The following is a 26,575-nucleotide window of genomic DNA, read 5'->3' as shown; positions in this document are numbered from 1 at the left end:
GTCCTTCGTCACCCCCTGGGGGCCAACGCGCGCATAATGGCTCCGATCTGGCGGCGTGGCCCATAGAGCCAAACCGTGTAGGTTTCTCCCTGCTCCTCCTCTTCCACAATACACTGCATCTCACGTGCCAGGCGTCGGGCAATGTCAAACATCTGGCCGCGTTGAGCGGTGCTGCGGCTTTGAGTGCGCAGGGCAATTTTGCCAAGGCGCTCATCCTGGCTCAGGCCGGCGTTGATCAGGAGAGCCAGCTGGTCCAGGCCAAAAATCACCTGCAGGGGCGGGATCTCCCCGCTCGCCCCTCGCACAGCGGCGGCGAGGGAGGCGGCCATCTCTCCCTCATCTGGCGTCTCCGCTCCTTGTTCCACAGCTGAGCCCGGCCCTTCTCCCGCCTCTCCTGGCCGCTGAGCCACGCGCTCGTAGACGTCGCGCAATTTGGCCTCGATCAGCTCGCGCCCTTCTCGCGGCACGTTGTCGCGAGGATGGACATAGGCAAGCAGGTGATTGGGCGGATCGGAGTAGACGAACGGTCGCCGCGCCTGAGCTCGCCGCCCACAGGCAGGGCAGGTGACTACGTTGAGACGACCCGCCAGGACGGCATAGCGCAGCTGGGGATCACGCGCGACGTTGACATATTCATAGATCTGGCACTCAAAGCTATGGCCACAGCGACAGGTCAGCTTATAGCTGGCTGTCCGCGATGCTAGTTGCGACATAGATGATAGCGCTTCGAAAATGACATCCTCTCCAGCGAAATGAACCACACAAGCACTAAACATCTTTATCATATCACATCGATGCCGGCCCGCTGGGGCCAGGATCGAGTGAGCAGGCCACACAGCAGGTTCGCCATAAGCCCCGCTTTCTCCTCAGAGTGACAGCGCCACTCAGCGCCGGCGGCTCTTGCTCAGGGCCTTGGAGGAGAAGGTGAAGCTCAGGCCCTGACTCTCGATAAATTGCTGGAAATGCGCATAGAACTCGTTGCGGTCCTGGAGAGTGATGACGGCGACAGCGTCGGCAGTCTCGATGGCATAGGGATAGCCCTGGCCGCCGGCGATGATCTCGGCTCGCACGACATCGATGACGGGATCAAGCAGGCCCTCGTCGACAATCCAGCGCGGGAATTCCAGACGGGCTGGCGGGCGCTGGCTCACTGCCTGCAGATAGCAAAAGGCGATGCGCTCGCGATAGGGTCCATAGTGGTCGAGGACATCCCCACGGGCACAGATCATGGCCGGCGTGCGATCGCCCCAACGCAGGCGCCCTTGCCAGAGCAGGGCATCGTGAATGCGCTTGGTCTCGCGCAGCAGCGGCTGGGGCTGCATAGCGTCGAGGCGCAAGAGCATGGTGATGATATCGCGCGCGTAGCTGGTGTCGACGTAGCCAATCAAGGGTACGCGGAAGCGCTCGGAAGCCTGCAGCAGGGAAACAGCGCCGGCGATGTAGCGCTCGCGGTAGGGACTGGGCATGGTCAGGGCGAAGGAAACAACCAGGGAACCATCGAAGAAGACGACCGGACTGTGAGCGGGTTCGTCAGGCCGACGCTGACGGGCCAGCTGCTCCATCTGGCTACAGAGAGTCTCGACTTCGAGCTGGAAGCGACGCAGCGAGACCTGCAGTTCCGAGTAGGGGTAGCCACTGGGATCGGCGCTTTCGCTAGGCGCCTCTTCCAGGATCTCATCGGGTGTCAGCACCTCGAGGCGCACGTCTTTGACGTAGGGACGTCCGCGCTGGTGAGGATTGACAAACAGGCCAATCTGGACCAGGGCGACGGGGATCGAGGCATCGCGCCAGGGCTGAAGCTGACTGCCGTCAACGGCTAGCGTTGTAATCCCTTCGATGCACTCCGCCCACTGCCGCGCCTGCTCGTGGTTGGCGAAGCGTTCGGCGAAGCGAAAGACGGGACCGTGATAGTCCTCCTGGGTGGCCTGGACCAGCCAGCGATCGAATTCGATCGTCGGACGCGCACCCGCCGGTGGCAGATCTTGCCCATCAGGTGGCAGGTGCTGCTCTAGATGAGCACTTGAGCGGTAGCGGCGATAAAGTGTCTCTAGTACATGACGATAGGCCCCCAACTGATCGCTGTAGGTTCCACCATAGAGCATGAACTGGTCTCGTTTGCTGGCCAGAGCGGCCAGGAGCTTGCCCTTATGGAGCATGAGCGTGTTCCTCCTCCTGCTCAAAGGCTGCCTGCCACTCTTCGTCACTGACCAGGCGTGTCTCGCCGTTTTCTTTGCGCAGGCGAATCAGGCTGTCCAGACCCTGCTCAAAAGTATCGTCATGGCTGATGACGATGAGCTGGTCAAAGCCGCGGACGCGCCGAATCTGCTCGGCGAGATTGGTGCGGCGGGTGCTGTCCATATTCTGAGTCGGTTCATCGAAGAAGGCGATGGTCAGGTTGGAGAGCTTTTTGAGCAGAGCCAGGCGCACGGCCAGGGCAGCACTCATCTGCTCACCACCGCTGAGCTGAGCAAAGGTGCGCGTGGCGCTGCGATTGCGGACGACAATCTCGTAGTCGTCCTGCCAGCTCAGTTGCGCGCTGCGATCGCCCATGATCTCCCCAAAGATGCGATTGGCTTCGGCGGAGATCTCGGCCAGACGGGCCCGCAGAATCTGCGGAGCGGCCTCTTTGAGCAGCTGGCGGAAGAGGTCAGTCATGCTGGTCAGCTCTTCGAGGGTGCGATATTCTTGCTGCGCAGCCTCCAGAGCGGTGAGCAGCGCCTCAGCCTGGCGGATGCGCACTTCCAGTTCGGCGATACGACTGCGCGTATGCTGGAGGGCGGTGGTATAGCCTTTGAGATCCGCTCTGAGCTTCTTGATCTCTTCGTCAGTACGCTGGAACTCGGCTTCATCAAAGGCGATCTGGGCCTGGCGATAGGCACGCTCGGCCTGCTGCAACTCCTGTTCGGCCTCCTGATAGTCGACGGTGGCTCGCTCGTAGGCTTGCTGACGCTGCGGCAACTGACGCGCTCCCTGCTCATGGGCCAGATAGGCTTGATAGCCAGTTTGAGCACGCTGACGCCGGCTCTCCTGCTCAGCAAGGCGCTCGTCGAGGTCCTGATATGCCGCCAGGCGCTCAGTCAGCGCCTCTAGCTCTCGCTCCAGATTGGTCTCCTGCTGGACTAGCTCAGCAAGCTGCTCGCGCAGGTGCGGCTCACGTTCAATGGCGGTCAAGAGGCCGCGAATCTGGCCAGCGGGATCATCTAGCTCTGTCAGTTGGGCCTCAACTTCTTTGAGGCGCTCGCGGACACCCTGCAGCTGCTGCACCTGCTGCCGGCGCTCCACCAGCTGCTCCTCAAGCAGCTTTAGCTGCTCCTCAAGCTGTTCCACTTTCGTCCGTAGGGCCGGCAAAGCCCGCACGCGCTGATCTGCCAGTTCACTTTCGCGCCGCGCCTGCTCGGCCTGAGCGATCTCCTGGCCCAGGTTTTGCAGCTCAGCGAGGTCCTGTCGGAGATCGTCGACATCGCGCTGTAAGCGCAACAGTTCACCGGCCAGTTGGCGCAGGCGCTCCGCACATTCGCTCTGCTGCGCCCGATAGTGGCCCAGGCGCTCATATTCTTGAGCATAGACAGTGAGCCTGGCGATCTGCTCCTCCAGCTCCTGCTGTTGCTGGCGCAGGTCGACAAGCTGGGCCTCGTCGCCGGCGATAAGCTGCTCGAAATAGGATTCCAGGCTAGCCAGACCCTTCTGGCGAATATTGAGGCATGGCTCATGGAGCAGAGGACAGAGGCCACCGCGCGAACGGCTGTACGACTCACGATAGCCATCGATGTTGCCCTCCAGACGATAGCGCCGGGCCGTCAGCTGGGCCTGCTCTTCGCGCAAGGCGGGCAGAGTCGCCACCTCCTCGCGATGGGCTTCGACCGCGGCGATCGTCTCCTCCAGGCTTCGCAGGCGCTCAGCGGTTTTGGCGCGCTCCTCTTCCTTCTGACGCAAGGTCTCCAGCTTCTCTTGGAGCAGATGCTGCTTCTGGCTGCGCTCCGAAAGGCGAGCCTGAAGCCGGGTCAGGAGAGTGATGCGTTCAGGGAGCCGGCCAGCCAGCTCTTGCAACGGCTCAATCTCGCTCAGCTGATGCTGCACGTCTTGCAATCGCTTCAGCTGCTGTTCCTGTTGACGGCGCAGGCTGCGCCCCTCCTCCACCAGCTCATCATAGCGCTGAACCTGCTGGCGCAGCTCCTCGCGTCGGCGCTCCAGCTCGCGCTGCCGGTCCGCCAGGGGTGACAGCTCGATTACACGCTGGCGCGCCTGCTCGATCTCCTTGAGGGCGGCCTCCACGTGAGCCTTGTTGGCGCTCAGGCCAGCCTGGCGACGCTGCAGGGCCGCCTGCTGCTGGCGTAGGGTGTTACGCTGGCGCTCGGCCTGGCGCAGCTCCTGGAGGGCGGCCTCCGCTTCCTGATAGGTCAGATAGGCCGTACGGTTGGCCTCGACCTGAGCCTGGGCCTGACGAGCCAGGGCCAGCTCCTGCTCGCACTGGCGCAAGCGCTGACGAGCGGCCTCGCGCCTCAGCTGGGCCTGCTCGAAGCGGTGGCGCAGGTCGAGCAGCTCGTCGCGCTGACGCTGCAAGAGGGCGTAGTGGTTCTCCGCCTCTTCCAACCGGCGCGTGCCAGTGGCAATCAGCTCCGTCTGGCGCTGCTCCTCCTGGCGGGCCTGGGCCAGCTCCTGCCGCCATTGATCCAGGTCGCGTGTCTCAAAGCTGAGGCGCTGAATCTCCCGCTGCTGCTGCTGCATCTGATCCTTATAGTAATTCTGGACCTCGCGCAAATAATCGGAGGCGAGGCGGTAGTCCTCGATCTGCAGCAGCTCATCGAAGGTCTTCTTGCGCTTGGCCGGCGCCTCCAGAAAGATCGCCGTGAAGGTGCCCTGCGGCACGCCGAGGGCATCCTGAAAGAGCGTCGGCAGGGGACGCTCGCGCTCAATGCCGAACAGCTCATGTAGCTTATCGAGCACATCGGTGCGTTGCTCCAGGCGATAGTCGGCCTCGCAATCGTAGAGCTGCCAGTAGGCGCTGGCGCCACAGCGGCGCTCGACAATATAGCGTCGTTCGTCATTGCCCAGCAGGTGGACGCGAATCAGGCCATATTTTTCGCCCTCGCGCACAAACTGGCTATGCTTATAGGGCAAGGCATCAAAGAGGGCAAAGCCAATGGCCTCGACCAGCGTGGTCTTACCAGCCCCATTCGCTCCCTGAATAGCCGTCGTCCCACGTCGGAACTCGACGGCCAGGCGACGATAGCTCTTGATATTCTCCAGCTCAAGACGAGTAATCAACATGCCGCTAGCCTTCTGCTCTGCTCTTCTTCCAACAAGTTTGCAGCCGTCTTCTCTCCCGCTCTCCCTCTCCTGCCGGCGAGGTGCGTCCTTCCTTCCCCTCACTAGAGAACTGCGGAGAGAGGCGAAGGATGTCCAACGAAGGAATAAAAACCCTGCTCAGGAACAAGTTTATGGTTGTTGTTTCTCCCTTGCGAGGCCGAAAGCGGTAGCTCCCAGGCGCATTATACCATGCCCGCGTCTGAAACACAGCATCGCCTCACAGCGTGTCAGAGGAAGGAAGGCGAGAGAAGATGCACAGCGGGCTTCTGCTCCCGACGAGGCAGCAGGCAGCTTCGCCAGGACGCTCGCGGGAAGCACCAGCTCCGCGCTCTCCTAATAGAGGAACAGGACAGCACAGACGGAGGGGTCTTTCATGCGACACATTCCATCCTTTCTATATAGGGGCAGATTGAGACGAGGTCACCGAGCAGTGTTGAGCCTGCTGCTCCTGGGGATGAGTCTGGTCTTCGCCCTCAGCGCCTGCCAGGTGAGCCTGACACCGGTGCAGCAGGGCAGTCAACTGCCTGTCGGCCAGGTCTTGCAGAAGAGCAGCCAGGCCATGCAGAAGCTGAAGAGCCTGGCCTTTAGCCTCACAGCCAGTGGCACGCTGCAGGGTACCACTCAGGCCACGGCCAGCGCTGCCGGCGGTACGACGCCAGCGCCAGCTACCGCCACCCCGTCAGCCACGGCCAGCGCCACCCCCCTGATCAGCTTGAGCTTCAATCTGGCAGGCAATGGGCAGCAATCGTTGACCGACGGTCGCCAGGCTCTTCATCTAACGCTCAACCAGACCACCAGCCTGGCGGAGATTACTATCGGCCAGCAGGTCTACCTGCAGAACCCAAACGGTCAGTGGTATGTCATCGACGCCTCCCGACTGGAGGCAGCCGGAGGCAACCTTCTCGCCGGCTGGAAGCCAGATACCAACGCTCTCCTGGCCCTGGCACTGCACAGCAGCATTACCGATCACGGCGACGAGACCCTCAATGGTCAAAGCCTGCGCCATATCAGCGCCGTCCTTGACAGAGAGGGCCTGCGCCAACTGCTCACGAGCAACACGCAGCTCAGCAATCTGCTGGGCAGCCAAAACCTCAACAGCCTGATCGACCATACGCGCAGCTTCCAGGCCACACTCGATCTCTGGATCGACGAAACGCAGTTCTACCTGCACCGCGTGCAGCTCAAACTCGCTATGAACGCCGACACCAGCGGTCTGCAGACGCCCATCGCCGGCGTGGCGACCGCGCTGCTGCCCCCGACCCTCGTGGTAAATTTCAACAGCAGCGCCGATCTCAGTAAGTTCAACCAGCCCGTGACGATCACGGCCCCGGCGAACGCCACGCCAACCGACGACCCCCGCGCCATTTTCCAGAGCAGCTAACCCCAAGGTCGCCAGCGCCTTGCCCCGGCTAAAGGCGGAATCAGCAAAGCCATCATACGTAGATGGTGAGCGGAGCGGCACGGACAGGTCGCTGCTGCGCTCCTGTCCGTGCCGCTCATCGTCTGCGCCTGCTTGAGACGCAATATGCTCCAGGACAGGTCAGCGCGTGAGAGCATTGCAAGCTTATGAGCAAACAGAGCAGGGAAAAGTTTCCAATTTTATGGAAGACCCTATTGCACGTTTATTTTTCCACGGAACACCTGATCCTCAACGAAAGGAGCTTGCCATGCTCATCCGCCGGCTATCGACCAGCTCGCTTCTCGCTGGTTTGCTCGGCCTGACACTTCTGCTCAGTGCCTGCGGAGGTGCCAGCGTTAGCAGCAACAGCAGTAAAATTACAGCTGGACAGGTTCTGCAGAAGGCTATTGCAAGCATGCAAAAGTTGAAGACAGCGCATATGGACTTTTCCGTGACGGAAAACCTCCAGATGCAGAGTCAGGGAACAGCCACGCCAACCAGCCAGAGTAGTGTCCTGCCCAGTAACCTGGCTCTGTCACTGCAAGGCAGTGGCGACGAGATCTTTCCAGGTCAGGCTTCGGCCCAGATGAAGCTAAGCATACCTGGCCTCGGCACGGACCTGCAGCTGAACGAGATCGTCAAAGATGGGAAGGTCTATATCCAGAACAAGCAGGGCCAGTGGTACGTTTTGGAGCAAAGCAGCCTGACCGGCACGAGCAGCTTTCTGGAAGCGGCCAACAGCGATCAGTACAGCCGTCTGCTCACACTCGCGCAGAAAGCTCAGCTGACCGACCACGGAGATCAGCCTCTCCACGGTCAGAGCCTGCGTCACATCAGCGTTAGCTTCGGCAAGGATGCCCTCAAAGACCTGCTCAACTCCTTTGAGCAGCTGCCCAGCGGCCTCAGCCAGAGCGACCTGCAGCAGATTGAGCAGGTCACAACTTTGCAACAGGCCGACCTGGAACTCTGGATCGATGAACAGAGCTTCTACGTCCACGAACTGGGGATCACGCTGAAGATGGACATCGACCTGAACAAGCTGCTGCAGACCACACCGACCACCAGCAGCCCCAGCCTCAGCGGCGTCTTCTCGACCCAGACCGCGGCCACCGTGGACTACAGCAAGTTCAACCAGCCCGTCACCATTAACGCGCCAGCCAACGCCACGCCTACTGACAATCCCTTGACCATCTTCCAGCAGTAGGCACGGCCAGGCCAGGGAGCCAGCATCAGTCGCCACCGACAGCGAGGCGGCCCTTCTTGAAGAAAACGAGGGCAGAGCTGGTTAAGACCAGCTCTGCCCTCGCACTGTCTGGCACAGCCGTCGCTTCCGGTCGCTTCCGGTCGCTTCCGCGCCTGGCCCTTCATCATCCCTCCTTGCTGCCGCAGCATGGAGAGAGCGAGGCCCCGACTGACACGGTTACTCGCGACCTGGACGCTCCAACTCAGTCTGATCGGCATACTGCGGCGCATAGGCCCGCATTCGCTGCCGCTGCTCGCGAATCAGCTCGGCCCGCTGGCGCAGCGCCCGCGCCGCCCGCGCGGCATCAAAGCTGACCAGGCGGCTCAGCTCAGGATCGTTCGCCACTGTCTCAAAGCGCACTGCAATCGAGGCAATCGTCTCAGGATCGGTAATGCGCCCTTCGCGGACAGCATTATAGGTGTTGACCAGGATCTCCTCTTTCAACGTCTTGGGAGAGAGCGGGGCTGCCGTAGCATTGCCCGACTCAGAAGCTTTGCCCAGACTGGGGCTGGGATCAGCCGCGCGAGCGGTAGCTGCCGGGCTCGCACCAGCGTCGTCCCCGGCCCGGGATGAACCCGAGCCGTCCGCCGCTTCAGCTTTGCTGGCCTTCACCGTCTCCATCGCGTCTGTATCGGGCGGCAGCGAGCCACGCGGCACCACCGCCACATCATGAATATGCACCCAGTGGATCTGCACCCCCCAGATCGCCACCTGATCCTGCATACGCTCAGCCAGCTCGCTGTTGATCACCTCCCAGCTGTTAGCCCCCTCCTCATAAGGCGAGGCCCCATAGACCGGCGAGCGACGCGCCAGGAAATAAGCCACACTGAAGGTCGAAACCACCGCCTGGATCGTCGTCAGCAAGAGCTGCTGGAGACTGGCCTCCCAATCATTGACCTCGGTCACCGCCAGATAGGCATCTTCTGGCAGCAGCTGGTAGCAGATCGTCGCCGAGAGATAGACATCCTCATCGGGGGTCAGATGGACCACCTGGGACGGACAGGTCCATTGCGTGCGCCGCGTATTCAGGCGCTGAGCCACCCGCTCCCAGGGCAGGAGCACATTCGGCCCCGGGAAGAGGGTGCGCCGATATTGCCCAAAGGCGAAAACCAGGTCGACATAGCCCTCGGGGACGGGATGGAGCAGATAGCGCAGCAGGAGGACCCCGCCCATGACCATCAGCACCAAGAGGATCAGACTGACCAAGGGACCGAAGAGCGCAAAGGAGCCAGCCACGAGGAATAACCCTACGCCGCAAGCCAGCGCCAGCGACCATAGCACCACGTTATCGGCGGCATAATACAACATGACGCCATGCAGAATGGCAATCGCCAGCAAGATCAGCGCCGCCGGTAACAGGCCAGCATGTGACAGGTAGGCTTTTCCATGAAGAGCCGCTGGCGTCAGCAGCAAGAAAGTCACAGAGCCAAATAACAGGGGAAGGAACAGGGGGGAAAACTGCTTGAGTACTAGCCACAGCCTTTCAAAGCGCGAGGAAGGATAGCCATCATCGGCTAGCCCTTCGGTGTCTGCCTCTGTCTCAGACAGAGCGGAAACGGACGTTGAGACATCAGGGGCCAGTGGACCCTGGCGGGCGGCGGAAGCCGCCTGCGCCTGCGGTTCCTGGGCCGGGGCTGTCCAAATCGCGCTGACCACGGGATCATCAGCCTGGCCCGAGTCCATCCATTGTGAAGACATAGACGCGCCTCCCTCTCTCAGCACCTGAAGAAGTTAATCCGCCCGTTGCTGATTGCTAGTTGCATTGCTGGTGCTGCAGCCCGACCTGCACCCACCCTGGGAGCCACAGCGCGGACAAGGGCCAGCGCCCGAGCTACCACAGCTACAACCGGCACTAGCGTTGGAAGTCGCAGGCTCCTCCTGACGGTGAGGATTCAGTCGGCAGGTCTGGCAACAACCGCCACCTACGGATGAGGCACGCCCTGAACCAGGGCCAGGGTCTGGCTCTTGCTGCTGGGGGACAGGAATCTGGATTGTCGCCCCGCTTTCCAGCATGACCTCGACCGTCTCCTTGGGCACATTGATTGAAACCACCTTGCCGGGGCCACTGGGCGTCTCCAGGATTGTCCCAAGCTGCGGCATACGCTTCTTGGCCTGAATATAGTTCTCATTCTCGTAGGACAGGCAACAGAGCAAACGGCCACAGACTCCTGAAATCTTGGCCGGATTAAGGGGCAGCCCCTGCTCCTTGGCCATCTTGATCGAGATGATGCCGAAATCACTGATCCAGGAGCTGCAGCAGAGCGTCTTGCCGCAGGGACCGACGCCGCCCTGAAGCTTGGCCTGATCGCGCGCACCGATCTGACGCAGCTCGATGCGCGTGCGAAAGGTAGCTGCCAGATCGCGTACCAGGGCCCGAAAGTCGACGCGCTCATCCGAGGTGAAATAGAACGTCAAACGGCTCCCATCAAAAGTATACTCCGCCTCCACCAATTTCATAGGAAGCTTGTGCTGAGCAATACGCTGCGCACAGCGGACCAGCGCCTCCTTCTCCTTACTCTTGTAGGAGAGCATCATGCGCAGCTCTTCCTCGGTTGCCAGGCGGAGCACAGGTTTCAGGGGGTCGCTCAGCTCGCTTTCTGCCACCTTTTTTGCGGGGATCACTACGCGGCCCGCCTCCACCCCACGTACCGTCTCGACAATCACATATTGGCCTGTGCGATAGGTTTGTCCCTGGGGATCGAAATAATAAATGCGCCCGGCGGGACGGAACCGGATACCGACAACCGTCACAACGTTCTCAGTAGCAGAAACTGTCGGCTGCATCGCTCCCGTCTGATGCCCTTCTTCTCTTTCCTTTATCTCGGCTGCCTCTGCTTCTCTCTCTCTCCCTCTCGCTCTCGCCTTGCCGACGCGGCGCGCCTCGCCCGGCGCCCTGGCCCCGGAGGGAGAAGGCGGACGGGACAAACAGCTGGCTCTCCCTACACCGACGCGACCTCACGGGACGCGCAACGAGGACAACCCAGAGGGAAAGGGGACGGCGGCAGTGCCGCCCCCGACTAGAGCCTTCTCTGTTCGCTCTGCTCTCATACTTCTTCTGCCAGCTCGCTCGCTTGCTGCTCCCTCTCCCTGCAGGCAGCACAAAGCCAGCCGCAGGCTACCGCCAGCACGGCACGGGTGGCGTCAGCTTGCAGATCAGGCCAGCCAGCAGCAAGTGGCTCGACCGGCAGGCCAGGCTACATCTCGTTGATCTCGTTCGTCAGCAGGATGGCCTCCGCAACCTCGCGCATCGACTTGCGGTTGTTCATGCTGGCCTTCTGGATCTTACGGAAAGCTTCCTGCTCAGACAGGCCATAACGCTGCATCAGGAGTCCCTTGGCCCGCTCCACTACTTTGCGTGTCTCCAGCTGCTCGCTCAGCTCCTTCGCCTTCCCTTCCATCGCGCGGAACTCGTTGTAGCGGGCGAGTGCCACCTCGATGGCCGGGGCCACCTCGCTCTCGCGGAGCGGCTTGACTATATAATTCACGACACCAGCCTGCTTCGCACGCTCGACCAGCGGTTGATCGCCAAAGGCGGTCAGCAGCAGCACCGGCGCGATGCGTTCCTGCGTTAGAATCTCGGCGGCGGCAATGCCGTCCATATCGGGCATGCGAATATCCATGATCACCAGGTCCGGGCGCAATTCGCGAGCCAGGTTCACAGCGCTCTGCCCGTCACCGGCCTCACCAATGACCAGGTAGCCCTGCTTGGTGAGGACATCCTTCAGGTCCATGCGTTGAATGGGTTCATCATCGGCAATGATCACACGTGTTGGCATGCTCGTATCCTGTCCGTATGACTTCAAACAAACCAGACTTGCAACTTCTCAAACGACATATTCGACCTGGCCGCTAGCACAGACGCAATAGCCGTCCCCCGGTCTTTGCTCTGTGCTCTCTGGCTTGTAACAAAGAGTATACCACAGGTGTTTGATGAGAGTCGAGATAGAGTTTTCTGCCAGTTCTTTGCACTCCCAGTCTTCCGCCAACTTTTCCTCTCCCGCTCACCCGCATCTGTCCCCCTCTGCCTCGCCGGCTCACGCCTAATAAAAAAAGGGCGCCTCATCGCACCCCTGTGCTCTGCAGCTCCTGCCACAGACCGCCGTCCGAGGCGGCCCTGCTCTTTCTGCCCTCCTTGCTCGCGCTGGCAGCGTCGCCATTGGAGGTGGTGGCTGCCGTGTGCCCGGCAGCCCGTGCTGGCTGTCAGGCCACCTGCGATAGCCTGTCGGCGTCCTGCATGATCTGGACCATCAGACGCGCCTCGTGGACGATGGTACGCAGCTCAGTCGGCGTGATGGACTGGCGACCGTCGCAGAGGGCACTGTTCGGATCAGGGTGGACCTCCAGGATCAGGCCCTCAGCGCCGGCGGCGATGCCCGCCCTGGCCATTGTGGGCACCAGTTCACGCCTCCCGGTGGCATGGCTGGGATCGACGATCACTGGCAGGTGAGTCAGCTCGTGCAGCAACGGGACACAGGCGAGATCGAGCAGGTTGCGGGTCTGCGGGTCAAAGCTACGCACGCCGCGCTCGCAGAGGATGACGTTGGGATTGCCAGCAGCGACAATGTATTCGGCGGCTAGCAGCCATTCATCAATGGTGGCGGAGAGGCCGCGCTTGAGCATCACCGGCTTGCCTCGCCCTCGCCGGCCCACGGCCTGCAACAAGGGGAAGTTCTGCATGTTGCGGGCCCCGATCTGCAGGATGTCGGCATAGTCCGCCACGACCTCCACCATCTCCGGCTCCATGACCTCAGTAATCACTGGCAAACCTGTCTCCTGACGGGCTTCGGCCAGCAGACGTAAGCCCTCGATGCCGAGTCCCTGGAACTGATAGGGCGAGGTGCGCGGTTTGAAGGCCCCGCCACGCAGGACCGTCGCGCCGGCTTCTTTGACGGCTCGCGCAGTCTCCAGCAGCTGCTCGCGGCTCTCGACGGCGCAGGGCCCGGCCATGATGACCGGCATGGCTTGCTCCCCACCGATAACGACGGGATCACAATGGCGGGCATCTCCTACGACAATGCGGCTGGAGCTGGCTTTGAAGTGACGGCTGACGAGTTGGTAGGGAGTGGTGGGGGTAAGGACCTGAGCGACAGCGGGGTGGTGGCGGATGGCTTCCAGGGCCTGGGTATCGAGGGCGGCCTGGTCAATAGCAATGACCTCGCTCTCCCCGATACAGGTGGTAGCAACAGGTCGCCGATGACCGGCTACCCGCTCTACAAGCGCCAATAAGGCGGCACGTTCATCCTGGTTGGCCTGTGCATCAATGACGATGATCATACAGCTGTCCGTTCCTTTCTCCTGAACTCCTGACTGCATGCTCCCAGACAGACAGGGCAAGATTCCAGGGAAATAAAAAAGCAGAGGTTTTTCGCCTCTGCTTACTCCAGCATGCTGGGGATCTGCACGGATTAGGTGGCTCTGCTCAGCTCAGCCTGAAGCGGCCCACCAGCATGCTGGAGGGCTAAAGTAAAAGTAGTAATAAAAAGCACAGGCAACCACAGCACGCTGGCTCTGCCAGAAGCGCGCCTCTGCAGACTGCTGAAGCTGCAGTTGTGGTTGCCAGGGCTTGCTGAGCATCAGATCATCTATCCTTCTTCTGCTTCTTGCTCTGCTGCCACGCTGCGCGCCTTCTTGAGACGCCCACGTGCCGTGCAGAACTGCTCTTTGCGGCGCACTCTCGCGCCACTTCCTGAGAATCAGGCCGAGGGCGGATTTCCTCCGCCACTCGCATAGTCTTCTGTAGGAGAAGTATAGGCACAATTAGCCCGGCTGTCAAGGCCCACGCCCAAAGGTCCGACCAGGCCAGCGATCAACGGCCCCTCTTCACGACGCGTCGAAGACTAGCGCTTGCGCGCTCGTCGCCGCAGGTAACGCCGCAGATCACGATAGTCCTCGTAGAGGTGATCATGCTCGCCCTTGCCAGCCTCCTTCTTCCCAGCGCTGGCCTTGCTACGGCTGCTGCTCCCCTGGGACGCGCCCCTTCGGCGCTCCTCGGCTGTCCGGCCAAAGGAGGGGAAGAGATCGAAGTGGTTCAAAACAAGCAGTAGACCAACGAGCAAGACCAGATAAATTACAAGTGCATGAGTAATGACTACTGGGAAGCTGCCGATTGAGAATTGGAACAGCACCTGATTGAGATGCAAAACCGGCGAGAGATAAGCCAGCGGTATCTGCAGCAAGGTGGCAGCAAAGACGTAGATGAACAGGCCCAGAAAGTGACGCGATTTCAGGAGCGGGCGATTTGTCTGAGCAGTCGAGCTGCCTGCTGCCTGCTCGCTGCTTCTGGCCGCCGCCGACGAAGCCTGAGTCTTTGTCATATTTCGAACGATCTTCTGCTGCTGCCCCTTGGTTGCTGTCTCGCCAGTCTTCTTGCTGGCACGCTCTGCGCCGCCAGACTCGCCTTCAGAGCGCTGTCCCTGGCGCAGACGCAAAGCTCGCCAGAGGCGCATTTTGCCCGCATCAGTCGACGAGGGCTGGCGCTCCGACTGCTCCTGCTCATTGGCAGTTTGCGTGACCGAGGCGAAAAAGCCGGGTTGGCGCCGGGTGCTGGTCGCTTTAGCCGCGCTTGCTGTTCTGGTCGCGGCAGAAGAAGTCTGCTCCTCTGCCCGGGCTGGTGTCTGTTGAGGCGCTCCATCGACTGGCTGGCCGGACTGTCGGTCAGCGGCGGTACTGGAGCTACTGGAGATTACCAGCAGCGGGCGCTGCCGCCGCGGATTAGCCGGGCGCTGGTCGGCATCACGGGTCATGAGGGACCTCCCGCAAGGTGTTTCCGCAAAGTCGCATCATCGCTCTGGGGAATCTGCTCGCTGCGCTGCCCACTCAGCTCGCTCTCGCCGGCTGCCCGCTGGGTGGCAGGCTGCTCCTGGAGAGCGTAGTCGGCAGCGTTGGCCACCCCCGCCAGCTCCTGCAGAGCATTGGTCGGGCTGGGTGCGCTAGCTGGATAGGCCAGGGAAGGCTGCAGGAAGGCTTGAGCTGGGGGAGGGGCTCCAGCAGGCTGAAACTGAGGCTGGGGCTGGGGCTGCGGCGCAAGCGCGGGAGCCAGAGCTTCCAGGGCCGCCAAACCGGCACGCGCAATTTCGTCATCGCGCCCCGGCGCATTGCCCCCACTGATCCCTATCCCTCCAATGGTGGCTCCTCCAAGACGAATCGGCCAGCCACCAGCTGCCATGATAAAGCGTCCCTGAGTCATCGCCGCCAGGCTGGATGCAAAACCCGGAATGGCCGATCCCCACTGGGCTACAGCGTCTGTCGGCTGATTGAACATCACTGCCGTAGTAGCTTTGGCTATGCTGATGTTGGCTGTAGCCCAGCCATACGGCGCCATCATGCGCTCAAACAGGACTAAATGTCCGCCAGCATCGACGATTGCTATGCTGACAGGACTGCGTAATTCTCTGGCGCGCTGCTTGCACGCTTCTGCAATTCGGCGCGCAATCTCAACTGACATGCTCACGCGGTTTGCTCCTCCTTGACACCAGCAGGCCGGCCCTCTTCGCCCGCCAGCCGCCTCCTCTGCTCCCAGTATATCCTCTGGTGCCTATTCTGCTGCTTCAGCCGGGACCATCCCCAGTCTCCATTGCATTGCGCTCATTGTATCGCACTCGTTTAGACGGTGCAATAGATAGAAATTTACAGCTTCTTTGACGCGCCGCCTCCCTGCCTCCGGCGCCGCCATCCTGCCCGGCACGCCGCCCTCCGTCTGGACCAGACTGACTATAATAAAGTAAGTCTGTCCCACACGCTTGCTAATGCTAAGGAGGTAGCAACACAGATATGCGTTTGGGTCTCCAGGTACCGAACTTTACCTGGCCTACAGAAGAAGGCGCTCTCGGCGACACTTTTGCTCTCATTGCCGAACGAGCCGAGCGCGCTGGCCTCTATAGCCTCTGGGTCATGGACCATTTCTTCCAGATTCCGGTGGTAGGGCCAGCCGAGCATGAGATGCTGGAAGGCTGGTCGGCCCTGGCTTTCGCCGCCGGTCGGACGAACCGCATCCGCCTGGGGACGCTGGTCACTGGAGTGACTTACCGCCATCCCGGTCTCCTGGTGAAGACAGCCACCACCCTTGACGTGCTCTCGCACGGACGCAGCTATTTCGGGATCGGCGCCGCCTGGTATGAGGAGGAGCATCGCGGCCTGGGAGTGCCTTTCCCGCCCCTGGCCGAGCGCTTCGAGCGCCTGGAGGAGACGCTGCAGATCGCGCTACAGATGTGGACTGGCGATGAGCGGCCATTTCGGGGGAAGCACTACCAGCTCGAACGCCCCCTGAATTCGCCGCGTCCAGTCCAGCAGCCTCACCCGCCAATCCTGATCGGCGGCGGCGGTGAGCGCAAGACACTGCGCCTGGTGGCTCGCTACGCCGATGCCTGCAATCTGTTCGCCTATGGCGGCAGAGAGCAGCTGCTGCATAAGCTAGAGGTGCTGCGCGAGCACTGCGAGACTATTGGGCGCCCTTATGAGCAGATCGAGAAGACAACCCTGAGCAGTCTGCGCCTGTCCCGCGATGGGCGCAATGGCACGCTCTCACCCGCCGCTGCCGTGGACTTCTTCGGCGGCTTGGCCGAGCTGGGTATCGATCAGGCAATCTTTAGCCTCCCCAATGTCCACGAGCTGGAGCCATTTGAGCTGCTGGCCACCGAGATTGTGCCCCAGGTAGAGAAAATTGCGGTGGCCGGTCGCTGACGGCGGCTACCTTTCTGCCCCAGCTCACGCCCTCGGCAGATGGGCCCGCCGTCGATGCTGAGCGAATAATAATAGAGGAGATCGCAAACGGCGAGAGGAGAGAGAAAGCGCTCTATGAGCAAACGCGCTGTGCTGACGGAAGAGGAGCGACGCTTTGTGCTCGGGCAGCGAGTGGCGCGCCTGGCCACAGCAGATGCAGCTGGCCATCCTCATCTCGTGCCGGTCTGCTACGCCTTCGATGGCCGCTGTTTCTATACGCCGCTCGATGAGAAACCGAAGCGGGTGGCAGCCACGGCGCTGCGTCGCGTGCGCAATATCGAGGCACGTCCCGAGGCGGCGCTGCTGATCGACCACTATGAGGAGGACTGGTCACGCCTTGGGTATGTGCTGGTCGAAGGGGAGGCTCAGCTGTTGCAGCCAGGCGATGAGCGGCAGCAGCAGGCTGTGGCGCTCCTGCGCGCACGCTATCCCCAGTACCAGCGGATGGCCCTGGAGCAGTTGCCGGTAATTATGCTGACGCCGCGCGCGGTGACCTCCTGGGGGTCAGGGCTAGCCCCGACTGCCAGCTCTTCCGAGCCGGCGCAGTCCTGAGCAGGGGCAGGTTAGCGGCGCTCAGGAAGTCGAGCGTTCTGCATGAGCCACCGGCAGGGTGAAAAAGAAGGTACTGCCCTGGCCAACTGTGCTTTCGGCAAAGATGCGTCCGCCGTGAGCCTCGACAATGTGACGGGCAATGGCCAGGCCCAGACCGCTACCGCCACCGCCTGCGCCAACATAGTCGAACTTGGAGCGCGAGCGATCGACCTTGTAGAAGCGCTCAAAGATACGCGGCAGGTCCTCGGGTCGAATGCCCACCCCCGTATCGCGTACAAAGAAGCGCTGGCTGCAGCCATCCGGCTCGGCAAAGGTCCCAACGACGACCTCGCCGCCCGAGGGCGTGAATTTGATGGCGTTGTGAATGAGGTTGACAAGCACGCGCCCGATCTGCTTGCTGTCGGCAGCCACCAGCACCTGCCCGTCGCGAATCTCGGTCCTCAGCCTGACCCGATGGCGCTGGGCTTGAGGTAACAGACGCGCCATGCCCTCGCGCACCAGCTGCTGGGCCTCAACCGGCTCGATGACCATCGGCAGCTGGCCCGACTCGATGCGCGATAACTCTAGCAGCTCGGAAACGAGCGAGGTGAGATACTGGACCTCTTTTTCGATGCGTTCGACGAAGACCTGGGCCTGCTCAGGGTCGGTCTCGATGGTGTCCTCCAGGGTCTCAGCCAGCAGACGCACCGAGGCGAGCGGCGTGCGCAGCTCGTGCGAAATGTTGGCGACGAAGTCGCGGCGGACGCGCTCCAGGCGCCGTAGCTCGGTGAGGTCCTCGATCGCCACGGCAAAGTAGTGGTACTCAGGCAGCCGCTCCTGACCTGCTGGAGGCTTGTGATGCTCCAAGGGCGTGACCGAGACTTTCCAGCAGGGGCCGGAGGGACCTTCGTTGAATTCAGCGCTCTGGGGCCGCTGACTGGCTATGCTCTCACGCACCAGCTGGATCATGGCGGCACTGGTGATGAGCTGATCAAGCTTGATCTTCTGCAGCGGCCCCGTGACCCCAAAGAGACTGCAGACGTGGCGGTTGTAATAGCGGATAGTCAGCGCGCGATCAATGACGAGTACCGGCCAGGGTGCAGCCTCTAGCAGCTGCAGGAAGAAGTGACGATAGTTGACGCCTGTTGCTTTCTCGGCTGTTGTGTGCTCTGTCAAGGCTCTCCCCTCGCTTCGCAGCATCACCCAACCAATCAACCACGAGGGCTGGTTGGCTATGGGCCTCGTTGGCCGTGCGCCGTGCCGTCTTGCCCACCCGTCTGCACCCTGGCGCTCTGGCCTGCCTTACGCCAAAGGCTGGTCTGCTTCGTCCGCACTCGTCCCGCTCTTACTCCCAGGGCCCGGCTTGGTGGCAACGTGTACGGCTACAATGCCGCCGTTCAGGCGATGAAAGCGCACCTCGCTCCAGCCCACCTCTTCCATAATGGCCTTGAGGGCCGGCGCATCAGGGAAGTGCGTCAGCGAGCGGGGCAGATAGCGATACTCTTCGGCAGCTTTGCCGATGATAGCACCAAAGAGGGGCGCGATGCGATAAAAGTATAAGTGAAAGAGTGCGCCGAGCAGCTTGCCAGGCGGATGGCTGATTTCCAGACAGACCATGCGCCCGCCAGGTCGCACGACGCGCAGCATCTCACGCAGGGCCTGGCGTAGATCGGTGACGTTACGCATCATGAAGGCGGAGCAGCAGCCATCGACACTATTGTCCGGCAGATCAATGTGCTCGGCATCGCCCACACGCAGCTCGATGCGATCCTGCAACCCCAGGCGCACCAGCTTGCGCCGCCCCAGATCGAGCATTTCGGGTGTGATGTCCATGCCGATCATGCGCGCCCCTGGCCCGGCCTGACGGATGACGGCAATGGCCAAATCCGCCGTGCCTGCCCCCAGGTCCAGCCCGATCTCGCCCGGCCCCAACGCCAGACAGCGAGCGGCAAAGGCTCGCCAGCGGCGGTCGAGGCCCAGGCTCATGAGGCGATTGAGGAGATCGTAGACGCGCGCAATGCGCGCAAAGAGACGCTGGACATAGGTGCGTTTTCCGCCAGCGCGCCTAAAGGACTCTTCCAGAACGGTATCCCCCATCACAGGTTTTTCCATGCCTTCCTCATCTCCAATCCAGGGCGGCAGCAGCTACCCCGTCTTCCTTCGCTCCGACCTCATCTTAGAGACCAAGCTGGCGCAGCAACGCTGCGGCGGTGATCCCCAGGGCCAGCAGCAGGCCAAACTGCAGATGCAAAGCGGCGGTGCGCTTGAAACCGACAATAAAGGCGGCGCGTTCGCGCGCGCTGAGCACGGAGCGTACATTGATAAAAGCCAGCGGGAAACTGATCCAGACGATCAGGGTGTGCAGCGGCAGCAGGCCAGCCAGAGCGAAGAGGCTCACAGCCAGATAACTGCCAACTACGAGCACGGCGTGATAGCGGCGAGCGAAGGTCTGGCCCAGACGTACAGGTAGGGTCAGCTTGCGCACGGCCCGATCCTCTTCGTAATCGCGGATGTTGTTCATATTGAGAATGGCTGTGACCAGAAAGCCCACCGGCACACTCGCAGCAAAGGCCGCCCACGACCAGCGCGGGATTTGCACGTAGTAGGCGCCCCAAGTCATCAGAAAGCCCATTGCAATGTAGACAAGCGGATCGCCCAGGCCACGCGCTGCCAGCTGAAATGGTCTGGCGCTGTAGAAATAGGCGATGACCATCCCAATGAGGCCAAAGAGCAGGATAGCTGGCCCGCAGAGGACAACGAGCACCAGACCGAGTAAGGCGGCCAGCACAAAGCAGGCAATGCCACCACCCAAGACCTGGCCTGCAGTCATCTCGCCGCGAAAGATGACGGTACTGGCGCCGAGCGATTGCGGGCTATCGAGGCCATAGCGATAGTCAAAATATTCGTTAAAGTAGTTTGTGCCGATCTGCAGGAACAGGCCTGCTAGCAGAGCCAGCACGAAAGGCCCGGGGCGAAAGGTACCCTCATAGGCGGCCACCGCAGTACCAACCAGCAGTGGACTCACGGTAGCCGTCAGCGAAAAAGGGCGAGCGTTCTTTACCCAGATCTTCCAGTCTTTCCAGGAGGCTGGCACGTCGTGTTTCCCCCTTGTATGGCTCTCTGCCTGGTTACCTCCGTCCCCCCTCTCCTGGTCCTCCTCTCTCGCTGACTCTCCCCTGTTCCAGCCCAGCCGGAGCAAGAAGAGAGATAGTCACCAGATCAGCGCAGGGCAGGGCAGCCGAACCCGCAGGCGCCGGACGGAGCGAGGCAGAGGCAGGCAGCTTTCTTCACCTCATCCTCATAATTAAGGATAGTGCGCCAGCCGGAAAACGTCAAACAGTTTTCAGCCAGGCAGAAGCGGGAGAGAGCCAGGAGGAGCTGCCCAGCCCAGGCGCGAGGAGGGGAAGAGGGGCATCGGCGGGTTCGAGCAGACAGCGAAGGCCAAGAGCGGCAGTAATTATGGTCGCGGGGGAGCTGTCACCAGCATGACCCCGCGACCCCTCAAGCACTCAGGCGCGTCTCTTCAGCGGCAAGCTGGCGTTCGACCTCCTGACGATAGGCCTCTTTGAGGCGCTGCACCTGGTCAGAGGACCAGCCATGCTCACGTGCCATCAGCGAGGCAACCATCTCCAGGGCCTGCAGGCCACGCTGTCGGTCCTCCAGGATCAGCGAGGTGCGACGGGCCAGCACATCGGCAGGCGTCATAGCCATCTCATAGCGGCAAGCGTAGACAACCTCAGCGCGGATATAGGGCAGATCAGCCACCAGGCGCTGGGCCAACGTCGGCTCATCTGCCACCAGCTCCAGAATCTTGCCTGTCTCGGTGCCATAGCCCTGCAACAGGTGAGCGATGATATCGTCCGCCAGGCCAGCGGCAGCCGCCTGCCGTTTAAGCTCGGGCCGCGCCAGAGACCAGTCCTCGCTGCCAGCCAGGCGCAGATGGAGCGTTGGATGGCGGGGCTGGCGCCCATCGCGCTCGTCGAGGCGATCCACCGTATCCTGAGCCATACGACGATAGGTTGTCAGCTTCCCGCCCACAATCGTCACCAGCCCAGCCTCGTTTTCCAGCACGGCATGCGTCCGTGAGAGGCGAGCCGTGTCGCTGCCGCCCTGCTCGCGCGGCTTGAAGAGCGGGCGATAGCCAGCATAGCTGCTGATGATCTGCTCTCGCGTCAACCGGAGCGACAGGTAGCGGTTGAGATGCCTCAGCAGGTAGGAGATATCAGAGGCGTCAGGCAAGGGATGATCGAGGTCGCCGGAGCCAGTATCAGTAGTCCCGACGATAACGCGCGACTGCCAGGGGACAACGAAGAGAATGCGGCGATCTTCAGTCTCGGGCAGCACGATGGCGGCCTCGCCCACATGGAGATCCTCGCGCGAAAAGATCAGGTGGACGCCCTTGCTTGGCTCGATACCGACCTGCGGCCTCAGCCCACAGAGGGCCTCGACGCGCTCAGCGAAGACACCCGCGGCGTTGACCACATGGCGCGCCTGAACCGTGATCTCGTCCCCCTCCAAGACATCGCGCACACACGCCCCGCAGACGCGCCCCTGCGCAAGCTGGAGGCCCACTACCTCACAGTAGTTGGCAATGACTGCACCATAGCGGGCAGCGGTACGAATGAGGGTCATGGTCAGACGGGCATCATTGGTCTGGGCATCGTAGTAGAGGAAGCCGCCTTTGAGACTGGCGCTCACCAGGTCAGGAGCATAGCGCAGCACCTCCTGACGGCTCAAGCGCCGATGACGCGCGATACCGTAACGACCCGCCATCAGATCATAGAGCGTCAGGCCGACATCGAGCACAGCGCTCAGACCCACCCCTCCAGGTGTGGTGAAGGGAATCCCTACCGGATGGCGGTCTCCGCGATAGAGCGGTAGCACAAAGGCCAGCGGCTGCACCAGAAAGGGGGCATTGTGCAGCAGCAGGCCACGCTCAACCAGGCTTTCGTGCACCAGCGGGAAATCAAAATTGGGCAGATAGCGTATTCCACCGTGAACCAGTTTGGTCGATTTGCTGCTGGTGCCGCCGGCAAAGTCGGCCTTCTCGACCAGGGCAACGCGGTAACCGCGCACTGCCGCCTCCAGAGCGACACCGGCACCGGTCACTCCGCCCCCAATGACCAGGACGTCGAAACGCTCCTGCTGCAATGCGTTGAGGTTTTGACGGCGTGTGGTTGCTGATAGCAATTGCATGGCTCCCATCTGTAGAGATCTGGCCAGCGCCGGCCTGGGGCCGAGCCACGTCCGCTGCTGGCGGCGCTTGCCCAGATGGCCACCATGCCACCTGAACAGGATCAGCCCCCAGCGCCCAGCCAGCGTACGCACATTGCCCCACCAGCTCGCTTGCAGGCGAGCCAGTGGGGGCCGTCAAAGATGGGCCGACCGACTTCAGGCGACTCCATTCTAGGCCATTCCTGCCGTCGCCTTCGCTGCCAAGAGACAGGTACACTGCCCTGAGTCAGGCCCCTTCGGCTCCCTCACCCGCCACCAGAGAGAGACCGCTGTCTCCCGCATCCAGCAGGCAAGCGAGCCGCTTGCTCAGCCGACCAGCGGCTGTCAGGGTCATCAGGATGTAGAGTAGACTGCTCATCATGATGCCATTCCGGGCTGACCTGACAGGCCAGGCTACGCCAGCCCTGCCCTGCTTTGCAGGAAGCCCCTTCGATCGCGGACGCCGTGCAGCCCTCCTCTCTGGCCGGTATATTGCCGGCGGAGCGGAGTGGAGCAAGCGTACTATCTCCCTGGCTCCGGCAACGGCAGCGAGCACCCTTCAATGCTGAGTCGAGCCGATCGATCCGATCTATGTCTTGGGTCAGGCATCCAGCCAGCAGGTGGCGCAAGCGAATCAGCGAGCGAGCGAGCGAGGAGGAAGAGATGGGCCGAGCAAGCGTACTATCTCGCTCGACCAACCCACCTCAGTGCGTTTCCGCCGACGAGCTACAGGCGCTGAGCACGGGTAACCATTGATCGAGACGAGTCACTGCCACCGCCCGGACCCCGCTGGCCAGCACGGCGCGCAACTGATTCGCCCCATAGAGCAAGCCCGATGCCATGTAGGGCAGATCAAGGGTTGGTCTGAGCGCAGGCATAATGTAAGGCACCACATGCGCCGGGGTGAAGTCCAGCATATCTACCACAGCACGGTCCACCGACTCCAGAGCCATCTCCAGCCCGGTCGAATCGACCGCGAAGATGCGCTGGATTGCCTCCAGTCCCAGCTCATGGGCCAGCACCATCACTTTGGGGTGACTGGAAATGACGCCCCGGATGTGAAAGTGAGTCGCAAGGTGGCGCAGGCCCGCGTAATCGGCATTGACACCATCGATGTGATCCATATTCACATAGAGGGCATAGCCGTTGCGATGGGCGCGCTCAACCAGTGCCTTGAATTCAAACAGGTTGCAGTGTCTGAGCAGAATAGCCCGCACCGCCGGCGTCTCCAGCGCTTGCACAAAGCGCGGGCGGGTTTCCACAACGGGCACCAGCACGCTGGAGGCCGGTAGGTTGAGCAGTGATACACCGGACTGCATACGCATCACCCATCTCGCACGTGCCTGAGACAAACGCCTGAAAAACAATAAAGTCCTGAGCCTGCCACATCTGTGGCAGCGCCAGGACTTCTCAAGTCTCTGTCCGGACGATATTCGCGATGATCAATCACACCGGGGAGAAGGACCCTCCTCCCCGCTGCGCTGTACCTGCTGGTTAGGACAGCCTTTACAGAAGTAATCATACCTGTCCCAGGTACTTTCTGTCAAGTGGCAGCCGTACCCTGGTAGGCGCCACGCTTTCTTTGCTACAATGAGAGCGAAATGACCAGAGAGGAGTTTCTCAGATTGGCCCGCGTCCATCCGGTGGCCGCGGCCATCAAGGCAGAGGAGGACTGGTCTCCGGCCCTGGAGAGCCGGGCCTGCCTGCTCTTTGCCCAGCACGGCGATGCCTTCGCACTGGAGCCGCTGGTTGAGCAGGCCCATGCCCGAGGGAAGGGAGTTGTCGCGCATCTCGACTTGCTGGCTGGTATTGGTAAGGATCGCGCCGGCCTCGCTTATTTGCGCCAGATCGGCCTTGACGCGGTGATTACCAGCCGCGCCTCACTGGTGGGCGCTGCCAGAGCCGAGGGCCTGCTGACTATCCAGCCCCTGTTATTGACCGAAGAGTCGGCTCTGGCTAGCTGCATCCGCCAGATCGTGCAGACTCAGCCCGACCTGATCGAGGTGCTCCCGGGAATCATCTTCCCCGACTTTGCCCGTACCCTGCGCGCGCTCCTCCCCGGCCCCTTCATCGCCGGCGGCTTCATCCGCACCCCCCAGGAGGTGGCCCGCCTGCTGGCGACCGGCTGCGTACTAATCAGCAGCAGCGCCCGCCAGCTCTGGCAAGCTGCCGCCTAGGCCGGTGTCTCGCTCGAGATGCCAGTTGTGCTCTCGCCCTGGGGCCTGTCCCCTTCTTCTTCCTCGTCGAAGTTGCGCTGGACCAGCTCCTCGATAGAACGCACCGCCTCCTCAGCATCCTCTCCCTCCGCACGCAAATGAATCGTGCTCCCACAACGCGCTCCTAGTCGGAGTACCCCCACAATGCTCTTGGCATTGACCGTCTGCGCTCCATACTGAAGCACAATTTGCGAGTGAAAGAGGGCTGCAGTCTGCACCAGCAAGCGAGCCGGACGGGCATGCAGACCAACTTTGTTGGTAATGACAAGATTGCGTTCGACAACGGGCATAATCGTCTCTTTCTCCCTTCCTCTCACCTCTACCCAGTGAGTGCTTTTCTCTGCGCGGCCTGGTACGTCAGGCCGCGCCGCAGCTCTTTCAGAGCAACACTGCTTTTCTTCTCTTTTGATCGTGGAACTCTCCACTATCAGATCAGCCGGCCTTCATGTCCTGTCCTCAGTGGTCCCATCTTCGGGGGCCGTCTCCTCGGCTGTCTGGCCTTCCGTTGCAGGCAATTTCGGCAGGGTGGTGGCTGCCGCCGCCGCCTCGGCCACAGCCTGCAACGGGCTGCCGATCGAGGCTTCTACGGCAGCCACCACCGCCCCTTCCACTAGTGGAGCGCTACTAATCATGACCGGGCAATCATGATCTTGCTTGAAGAGTTCCAGAGCCATCTCGGCAGCCATACCAGCGCTGCCGAGATCCAGCAAGACCAGGACCCCCTCGGAGCTGGCCGCCAGCCGCAGGGCCTGGAGGATTTTGTCGACCGAGGTGCCGAGTCCTCCCTCAGTAGTGCCTCCTGCTGGCGCAATCACAACCCTGCCCTGCGCCATCTGGCCCGCTAGCTCTGCTACGCCCTCGGCCAGACGTGCACTATGCGAGACAATCACTAAGCCAACCGTCATCGGATACTCTCCTCGCCATGAGCAACAGAGGAGGGCCAGCTCTGGGCCGCCTGCCACAGTTCTGAAGCGCCGTCAGCCCAGCCTGACCTGGCCTGGCCACTGAGCGGGTCGGCACCACCCTCAAGGCCGACTAAGACCCTTCCTCACTCGCCTTGTGCCAGTGAGGCTCACTCTCACATACTCCTCGCGTCTTCACCACCCGCCTGTCTCTCGCCAGTCCGCTCCAGTCCCTCTTGCGCAGAGAGACAGGTGGCAGGCAGACAGACAGATAGCGATGCTCAAGCAGACGTGGAGGCTCTGGCTCAGTCAGCAACCTCGGCAAGCGTCTTCAGTAGCAGCCAGCTAGAGGTGGCGCCTGGGTCCTGATGCCCGATGCTACGCTCGCCCAGGTAGCTGGCCCTGCCCTTGGTAGCCAGCATGGGGATCGTCGCCTTCATGCCTTCCTCAGCGGCTTCAGCGGCACGGCGCAGCAACACGGCCAGGCTCTCATGTTGCTCCTGAGCCTTGCGGGCCGCTGCCAGTGCAGGCTCCAGCGCATCGACCATCGTCTTCTCGCCCGTATGAGCCTTGCCACGGGCTTTGATCCCATCCAGAGCCGCCTGCAGCATCTCGATCACGTCCGCTTCGTCTAGCTCATGTTTCCCAGCAGTCACCATCCCGGCACGCAGAAAGGCCGTTCCGTAGAGCGGACCACTGGCGCCACCGACCGTCGAGACCAGCGTTGTCCCAACGGTCTTCAGGATGGAACCGATATCCATGCCGCTCAGTGAGGGTAGTTTATCGAGAACGGCGCGGAAACCGCGATCCATGTTGACGCCATGATCAGCGTCGCCGATCGGAGCGTCAAGCTGGGTGAGATAATCACGCTGCTCGTGAAAAACCTGGGCCGCTTGCGTTATCCAGCGTAAGACATCCTCTGTTGTGATTGGCATAGCCTGCTCTCCTCCGTAGTGTTGGGGTGCGGGTGCGGGTCGCCCTGACAGCGCGAGCGTCATTCACTAAATAGGGTAATGGAATGACGAGCGTGACGGACGCGCTGCCT

Annotated in this window: 23 protein-coding genes; 5 read left to right on the top strand and 18 right to left on the bottom strand. The window is 61.7% G+C overall.

The annotated features are described in order from the left end of the window. Nucleotides 1-8 precede the first annotated feature (8 nt). The 3 genes from KTAU_RS18315 to KTAU_RS18305 all read right to left on the bottom strand — a co-directional run bounded on the left by KTAU_RS18315 (nt 9) and on the right by KTAU_RS18305 (nt 5,268). A complete protein-coding gene (locus KTAU_RS18315) occupies nt 9-713 on the bottom strand; it encodes a CpXC domain-containing protein (RefSeq protein ID WP_170293419.1) in 705 nt (234 codons plus the stop codon). Between the two features lie 171 nt (nt 714-884). After that, a complete protein-coding gene (locus tag KTAU_RS18310) occupies nt 885-2,156 on the bottom strand; it encodes a DNA double-strand break repair nuclease NurA (protein ID WP_151729728.1) in 1,272 nt (423 codons plus the stop codon). Further along, nucleotides 2,146-5,268, bottom strand: coding sequence for an AAA family ATPase (locus KTAU_RS18305; protein WP_151729727.1), 3,123 nt, complete (start codon nt 5,266-5,268; stop codon nt 2,146-2,148). Before KTAU_RS18305 ends, KTAU_RS18310 begins: the two co-directional genes overlap by 11 nt. A 469-nt stretch (nt 5,269-5,737) precedes the next feature. On the opposite strand from KTAU_RS18305, the gene KTAU_RS18300 reads away from it, so the two are divergent. After that, nucleotides 5,738-6,688, top strand: coding sequence for a LolA-like protein (locus KTAU_RS18300; protein ID WP_151729726.1), 951 nt, complete (start codon nt 5,738-5,740; stop codon nt 6,686-6,688). A 220-nt stretch (nt 6,689-6,908) separates the two neighbouring features. Next, entirely contained in the window at nt 6,909-7,910 is a 1,002-nt protein-coding gene (locus KTAU_RS18295) for a DUF6612 family protein (RefSeq protein WP_308789053.1), read from the top strand. Between the two features lie 216 nt (nt 7,911-8,126). Here KTAU_RS18295 and KTAU_RS18290 read toward each other — a convergent pair whose 3' ends face one another. The 6 genes from KTAU_RS18290 to KTAU_RS18265 all read right to left on the bottom strand — a co-directional run bounded on the left by KTAU_RS18290 (nt 8,127) and on the right by KTAU_RS18265 (nt 15,393). After that, entirely contained in the window at nt 8,127-9,647 is a 1,521-nt protein-coding gene (locus KTAU_RS18290) for an SPFH domain-containing protein (RefSeq protein WP_151729724.1), read from the bottom strand. Between the two features lie 33 nt (nt 9,648-9,680). After that, nucleotides 9,681-10,733: a PSP1 domain-containing protein gene (locus KTAU_RS18285; RefSeq protein WP_151729723.1), complete on the bottom strand. Its 1,053-nt coding sequence runs from the start codon at nt 10,731-10,733 to the stop codon at nt 9,681-9,683. A 410-nt stretch (nt 10,734-11,143) separates the two neighbouring features. Further along, on the bottom strand, nt 11,144-11,725 hold the full coding sequence (locus KTAU_RS18280) for an ANTAR domain-containing response regulator (RefSeq protein ID WP_151729722.1): 582 nt from the start codon (nt 11,723-11,725) through the stop codon (nt 11,144-11,146). Between the two features lie 424 nt (nt 11,726-12,149). Next, on the bottom strand, nt 12,150-13,223 hold the full coding sequence (aroF, locus tag KTAU_RS18275; RefSeq protein WP_151729721.1) for a 3-deoxy-7-phosphoheptulonate synthase: 1,074 nt from the start codon (nt 13,221-13,223) through the stop codon (nt 12,150-12,152). A gap of 563 nt (nt 13,224-13,786) precedes the next feature. Further along, nucleotides 13,787-14,692, bottom strand: a complete 906-nt coding sequence (locus tag KTAU_RS18270; RefSeq protein ID WP_151729720.1) for a hypothetical protein — start codon at nt 14,690-14,692, stop codon at nt 13,787-13,789. Continuing rightward, nucleotides 14,689-15,393 (bottom strand): GlcG/HbpS family heme-binding protein, encoded by a 705-nt coding sequence (locus tag KTAU_RS18265; RefSeq protein WP_151729719.1) that lies wholly within the window; start codon nt 15,391-15,393, stop codon nt 14,689-14,691. The genes KTAU_RS18270 and KTAU_RS18265 overlap by 4 nt, the downstream gene beginning before the upstream one ends. Before the next feature lie 326 nt (nt 15,394-15,719). Here KTAU_RS18265 and KTAU_RS18260 point away from each other — a divergent pair, with 326 nt between their 5' ends. Next, nucleotides 15,720-16,628 (top strand): LLM class F420-dependent oxidoreductase, encoded by a 909-nt coding sequence (locus tag KTAU_RS18260; RefSeq protein ID WP_151729718.1) that lies wholly within the window; start codon nt 15,720-15,722, stop codon nt 16,626-16,628. 114 nt (nt 16,629-16,742) lie between these two features. Continuing rightward, nucleotides 16,743-17,219: a TIGR03668 family PPOX class F420-dependent oxidoreductase gene (locus KTAU_RS18255; RefSeq protein WP_151729717.1), complete on the top strand. Its 477-nt coding sequence runs from the start codon at nt 16,743-16,745 to the stop codon at nt 17,217-17,219. A gap of 21 nt (nt 17,220-17,240) precedes the next feature. Here KTAU_RS18255 and KTAU_RS18250 read toward each other — a convergent pair whose 3' ends face one another. The 6 genes from KTAU_RS18250 to KTAU_RS18230 form a co-directional block, all read right to left on the bottom strand. Next, nucleotides 17,241-18,374: a sensor histidine kinase gene (locus KTAU_RS18250; protein WP_170293418.1), complete on the bottom strand. Its 1,134-nt coding sequence runs from the start codon at nt 18,372-18,374 to the stop codon at nt 17,241-17,243. A gap of 126 nt (nt 18,375-18,500) precedes the next feature. Continuing rightward, nucleotides 18,501-19,310, bottom strand: coding sequence for a class I SAM-dependent methyltransferase (locus tag KTAU_RS18245; protein WP_228026529.1), 810 nt, complete (start codon nt 19,308-19,310; stop codon nt 18,501-18,503). Between the two features lie 64 nt (nt 19,311-19,374). Continuing rightward, nucleotides 19,375-20,292 carry a 1,4-dihydroxy-2-naphthoate octaprenyltransferase gene (gene menA / locus KTAU_RS18240; RefSeq protein ID WP_170293417.1) on the bottom strand — a complete coding sequence of 306 codons (918 nt, stop codon included), beginning with the start codon at nt 20,290-20,292 and terminating at the stop codon, nt 19,375-19,377. A gap of 407 nt (nt 20,293-20,699) precedes the next feature. After that, complete coding sequence (locus KTAU_RS18235; RefSeq protein WP_151729714.1) at nt 20,700-22,526, bottom strand: glycerol-3-phosphate dehydrogenase/oxidase; 1,827 nt, start codon at nt 22,524-22,526, stop codon at nt 20,700-20,702. 133 nt (nt 22,527-22,659) lie between these two features. Then, nucleotides 22,660-22,794, bottom strand: a complete 135-nt coding sequence (locus tag KTAU_RS22205; protein ID WP_265576353.1) for a hypothetical protein — start codon at nt 22,792-22,794, stop codon at nt 22,660-22,662. Nucleotides 22,795-23,116: 322 nt separating this feature from the next. Beyond that, nucleotides 23,117-23,731: a glycerol-3-phosphate responsive antiterminator gene (locus tag KTAU_RS18230; RefSeq protein WP_170293416.1), complete on the bottom strand. Its 615-nt coding sequence runs from the start codon at nt 23,729-23,731 to the stop codon at nt 23,117-23,119. Nucleotides 23,732-24,013: 282 nt separating this feature from the next. Between KTAU_RS18230 and KTAU_RS18225 the strand changes: the two genes are divergently transcribed. Next, nucleotides 24,014-24,589 carry a glycerol-3-phosphate responsive antiterminator gene (locus tag KTAU_RS18225; RefSeq protein WP_151729713.1) on the top strand — a complete coding sequence of 192 codons (576 nt, stop codon included), beginning with the start codon at nt 24,014-24,016 and terminating at the stop codon, nt 24,587-24,589. Here KTAU_RS18225 and KTAU_RS18220 read toward each other — a convergent pair. The 3 genes from KTAU_RS18220 to dhaL form a co-directional block, all read right to left on the bottom strand. Further along, complete coding sequence (locus KTAU_RS18220) at nt 24,586-24,918, bottom strand: HPr family phosphocarrier protein (RefSeq protein ID WP_151729712.1); 333 nt, start codon at nt 24,916-24,918, stop codon at nt 24,586-24,588. The genes KTAU_RS18225 and KTAU_RS18220 overlap by 4 nt on opposite strands. A 153-nt stretch (nt 24,919-25,071) precedes the next feature. After that, a complete protein-coding gene (dhaM, locus tag KTAU_RS18215) occupies nt 25,072-25,533 on the bottom strand; it encodes a dihydroxyacetone kinase phosphoryl donor subunit DhaM (protein WP_151729711.1) in 462 nt (153 codons plus the stop codon). A 302-nt stretch (nt 25,534-25,835) separates the two neighbouring features. After that, on the bottom strand, nt 25,836-26,465 hold the full coding sequence (dhaL, locus tag KTAU_RS18210) for a dihydroxyacetone kinase subunit DhaL (protein ID WP_112431473.1): 630 nt from the start codon (nt 26,463-26,465) through the stop codon (nt 25,836-25,838). Nucleotides 26,466-26,575 lie beyond the last annotated feature (110 nt).

Source organism: Thermogemmatispora aurantia (assembly GCF_008974285.1).
Lineage (GTDB): Bacteria > Chloroflexota > Ktedonobacteria > Ktedonobacterales > Ktedonobacteraceae > Thermogemmatispora > Thermogemmatispora aurantia.
This window is presented reverse-complemented; position numbering and strand designations above follow the sequence as displayed.

Excerpts from the sequence above, each read along its gene's own strand:
- dhaL (WP_112431473.1), bottom strand. The coding sequence starts at position 26,465 with ATGCCAATCACAACAGAGGATGTCTTACGCTGGATAACGCAAGCGGCC.
- KTAU_RS18255 (WP_151729717.1), top strand. The coding sequence starts at position 16,743 with ATGAGCAAACGCGCTGTGCTGACGGAAGAGGAGCGACGCTTTGTGCTC.
- KTAU_RS18230 (WP_170293416.1), bottom strand. The coding sequence starts at position 23,731 with ATGCAGTCCGGTGTATCACTGCTCAACCTACCGGCCTCCAGCGTGCTG.
- KTAU_RS22205 (WP_265576353.1), bottom strand. The coding sequence starts at position 22,794 with ATGATGAGCAGTCTACTCTACATCCTGATGACCCTGACAGCCGCTGGT.
- KTAU_RS18280 (WP_151729722.1), bottom strand. The coding sequence starts at position 11,725 with ATGCCAACACGTGTGATCATTGCCGATGATGAACCCATTCAACGCATG.
- KTAU_RS18265 (WP_151729719.1), bottom strand. The coding sequence starts at position 15,393 with ATGTCAGTTGAGATTGCGCGCCGAATTGCAGAAGCGTGCAAGCAGCGC.
- KTAU_RS18285 (WP_151729723.1), bottom strand. The coding sequence starts at position 10,733 with ATGCAGCCGACAGTTTCTGCTACTGAGAACGTTGTGACGGTTGTCGGT.
- KTAU_RS18305 (WP_151729727.1), bottom strand. The coding sequence starts at position 5,268 with ATGTTGATTACTCGTCTTGAGCTGGAGAATATCAAGAGCTATCGTCGC.
- KTAU_RS18220 (WP_151729712.1), bottom strand. The coding sequence starts at position 24,918 with ATGCCCGTTGTCGAACGCAATCTTGTCATTACCAACAAAGTTGGTCTG.
- KTAU_RS18315 (WP_170293419.1), bottom strand. The coding sequence starts at position 713 with ATGTCGCAACTAGCATCGCGGACAGCCAGCTATAAGCTGACCTGTCGC.
- dhaM (WP_151729711.1), bottom strand. The coding sequence starts at position 25,533 with ATGACGGTTGGCTTAGTGATTGTCTCGCATAGTGCACGTCTGGCCGAG.
- KTAU_RS18290 (WP_151729724.1), bottom strand. The coding sequence starts at position 9,647 with ATGTCTTCACAATGGATGGACTCGGGCCAGGCTGATGATCCCGTGGTC.
- KTAU_RS18225 (WP_151729713.1), top strand. The coding sequence starts at position 24,014 with ATGACCAGAGAGGAGTTTCTCAGATTGGCCCGCGTCCATCCGGTGGCC.
- KTAU_RS18270 (WP_151729720.1), bottom strand. The coding sequence starts at position 14,692 with ATGACCCGTGATGCCGACCAGCGCCCGGCTAATCCGCGGCGGCAGCGC.
- KTAU_RS18245 (WP_228026529.1), bottom strand. The coding sequence starts at position 19,310 with ATGGAAAAACCTGTGATGGGGGATACCGTTCTGGAAGAGTCCTTTAGG.
- aroF (WP_151729721.1), bottom strand. The coding sequence starts at position 13,223 with ATGATCATCGTCATTGATGCACAGGCCAACCAGGATGAACGTGCCGCC.
- KTAU_RS18295 (WP_308789053.1), top strand. The coding sequence starts at position 6,909 with ATGGAAGACCCTATTGCACGTTTATTTTTCCACGGAACACCTGATCCT.
- KTAU_RS18310 (WP_151729728.1), bottom strand. The coding sequence starts at position 2,156 with ATGCTCCATAAGGGCAAGCTCCTGGCCGCTCTGGCCAGCAAACGAGAC.
- KTAU_RS18260 (WP_151729718.1), top strand. The coding sequence starts at position 15,720 with ATGCGTTTGGGTCTCCAGGTACCGAACTTTACCTGGCCTACAGAAGAA.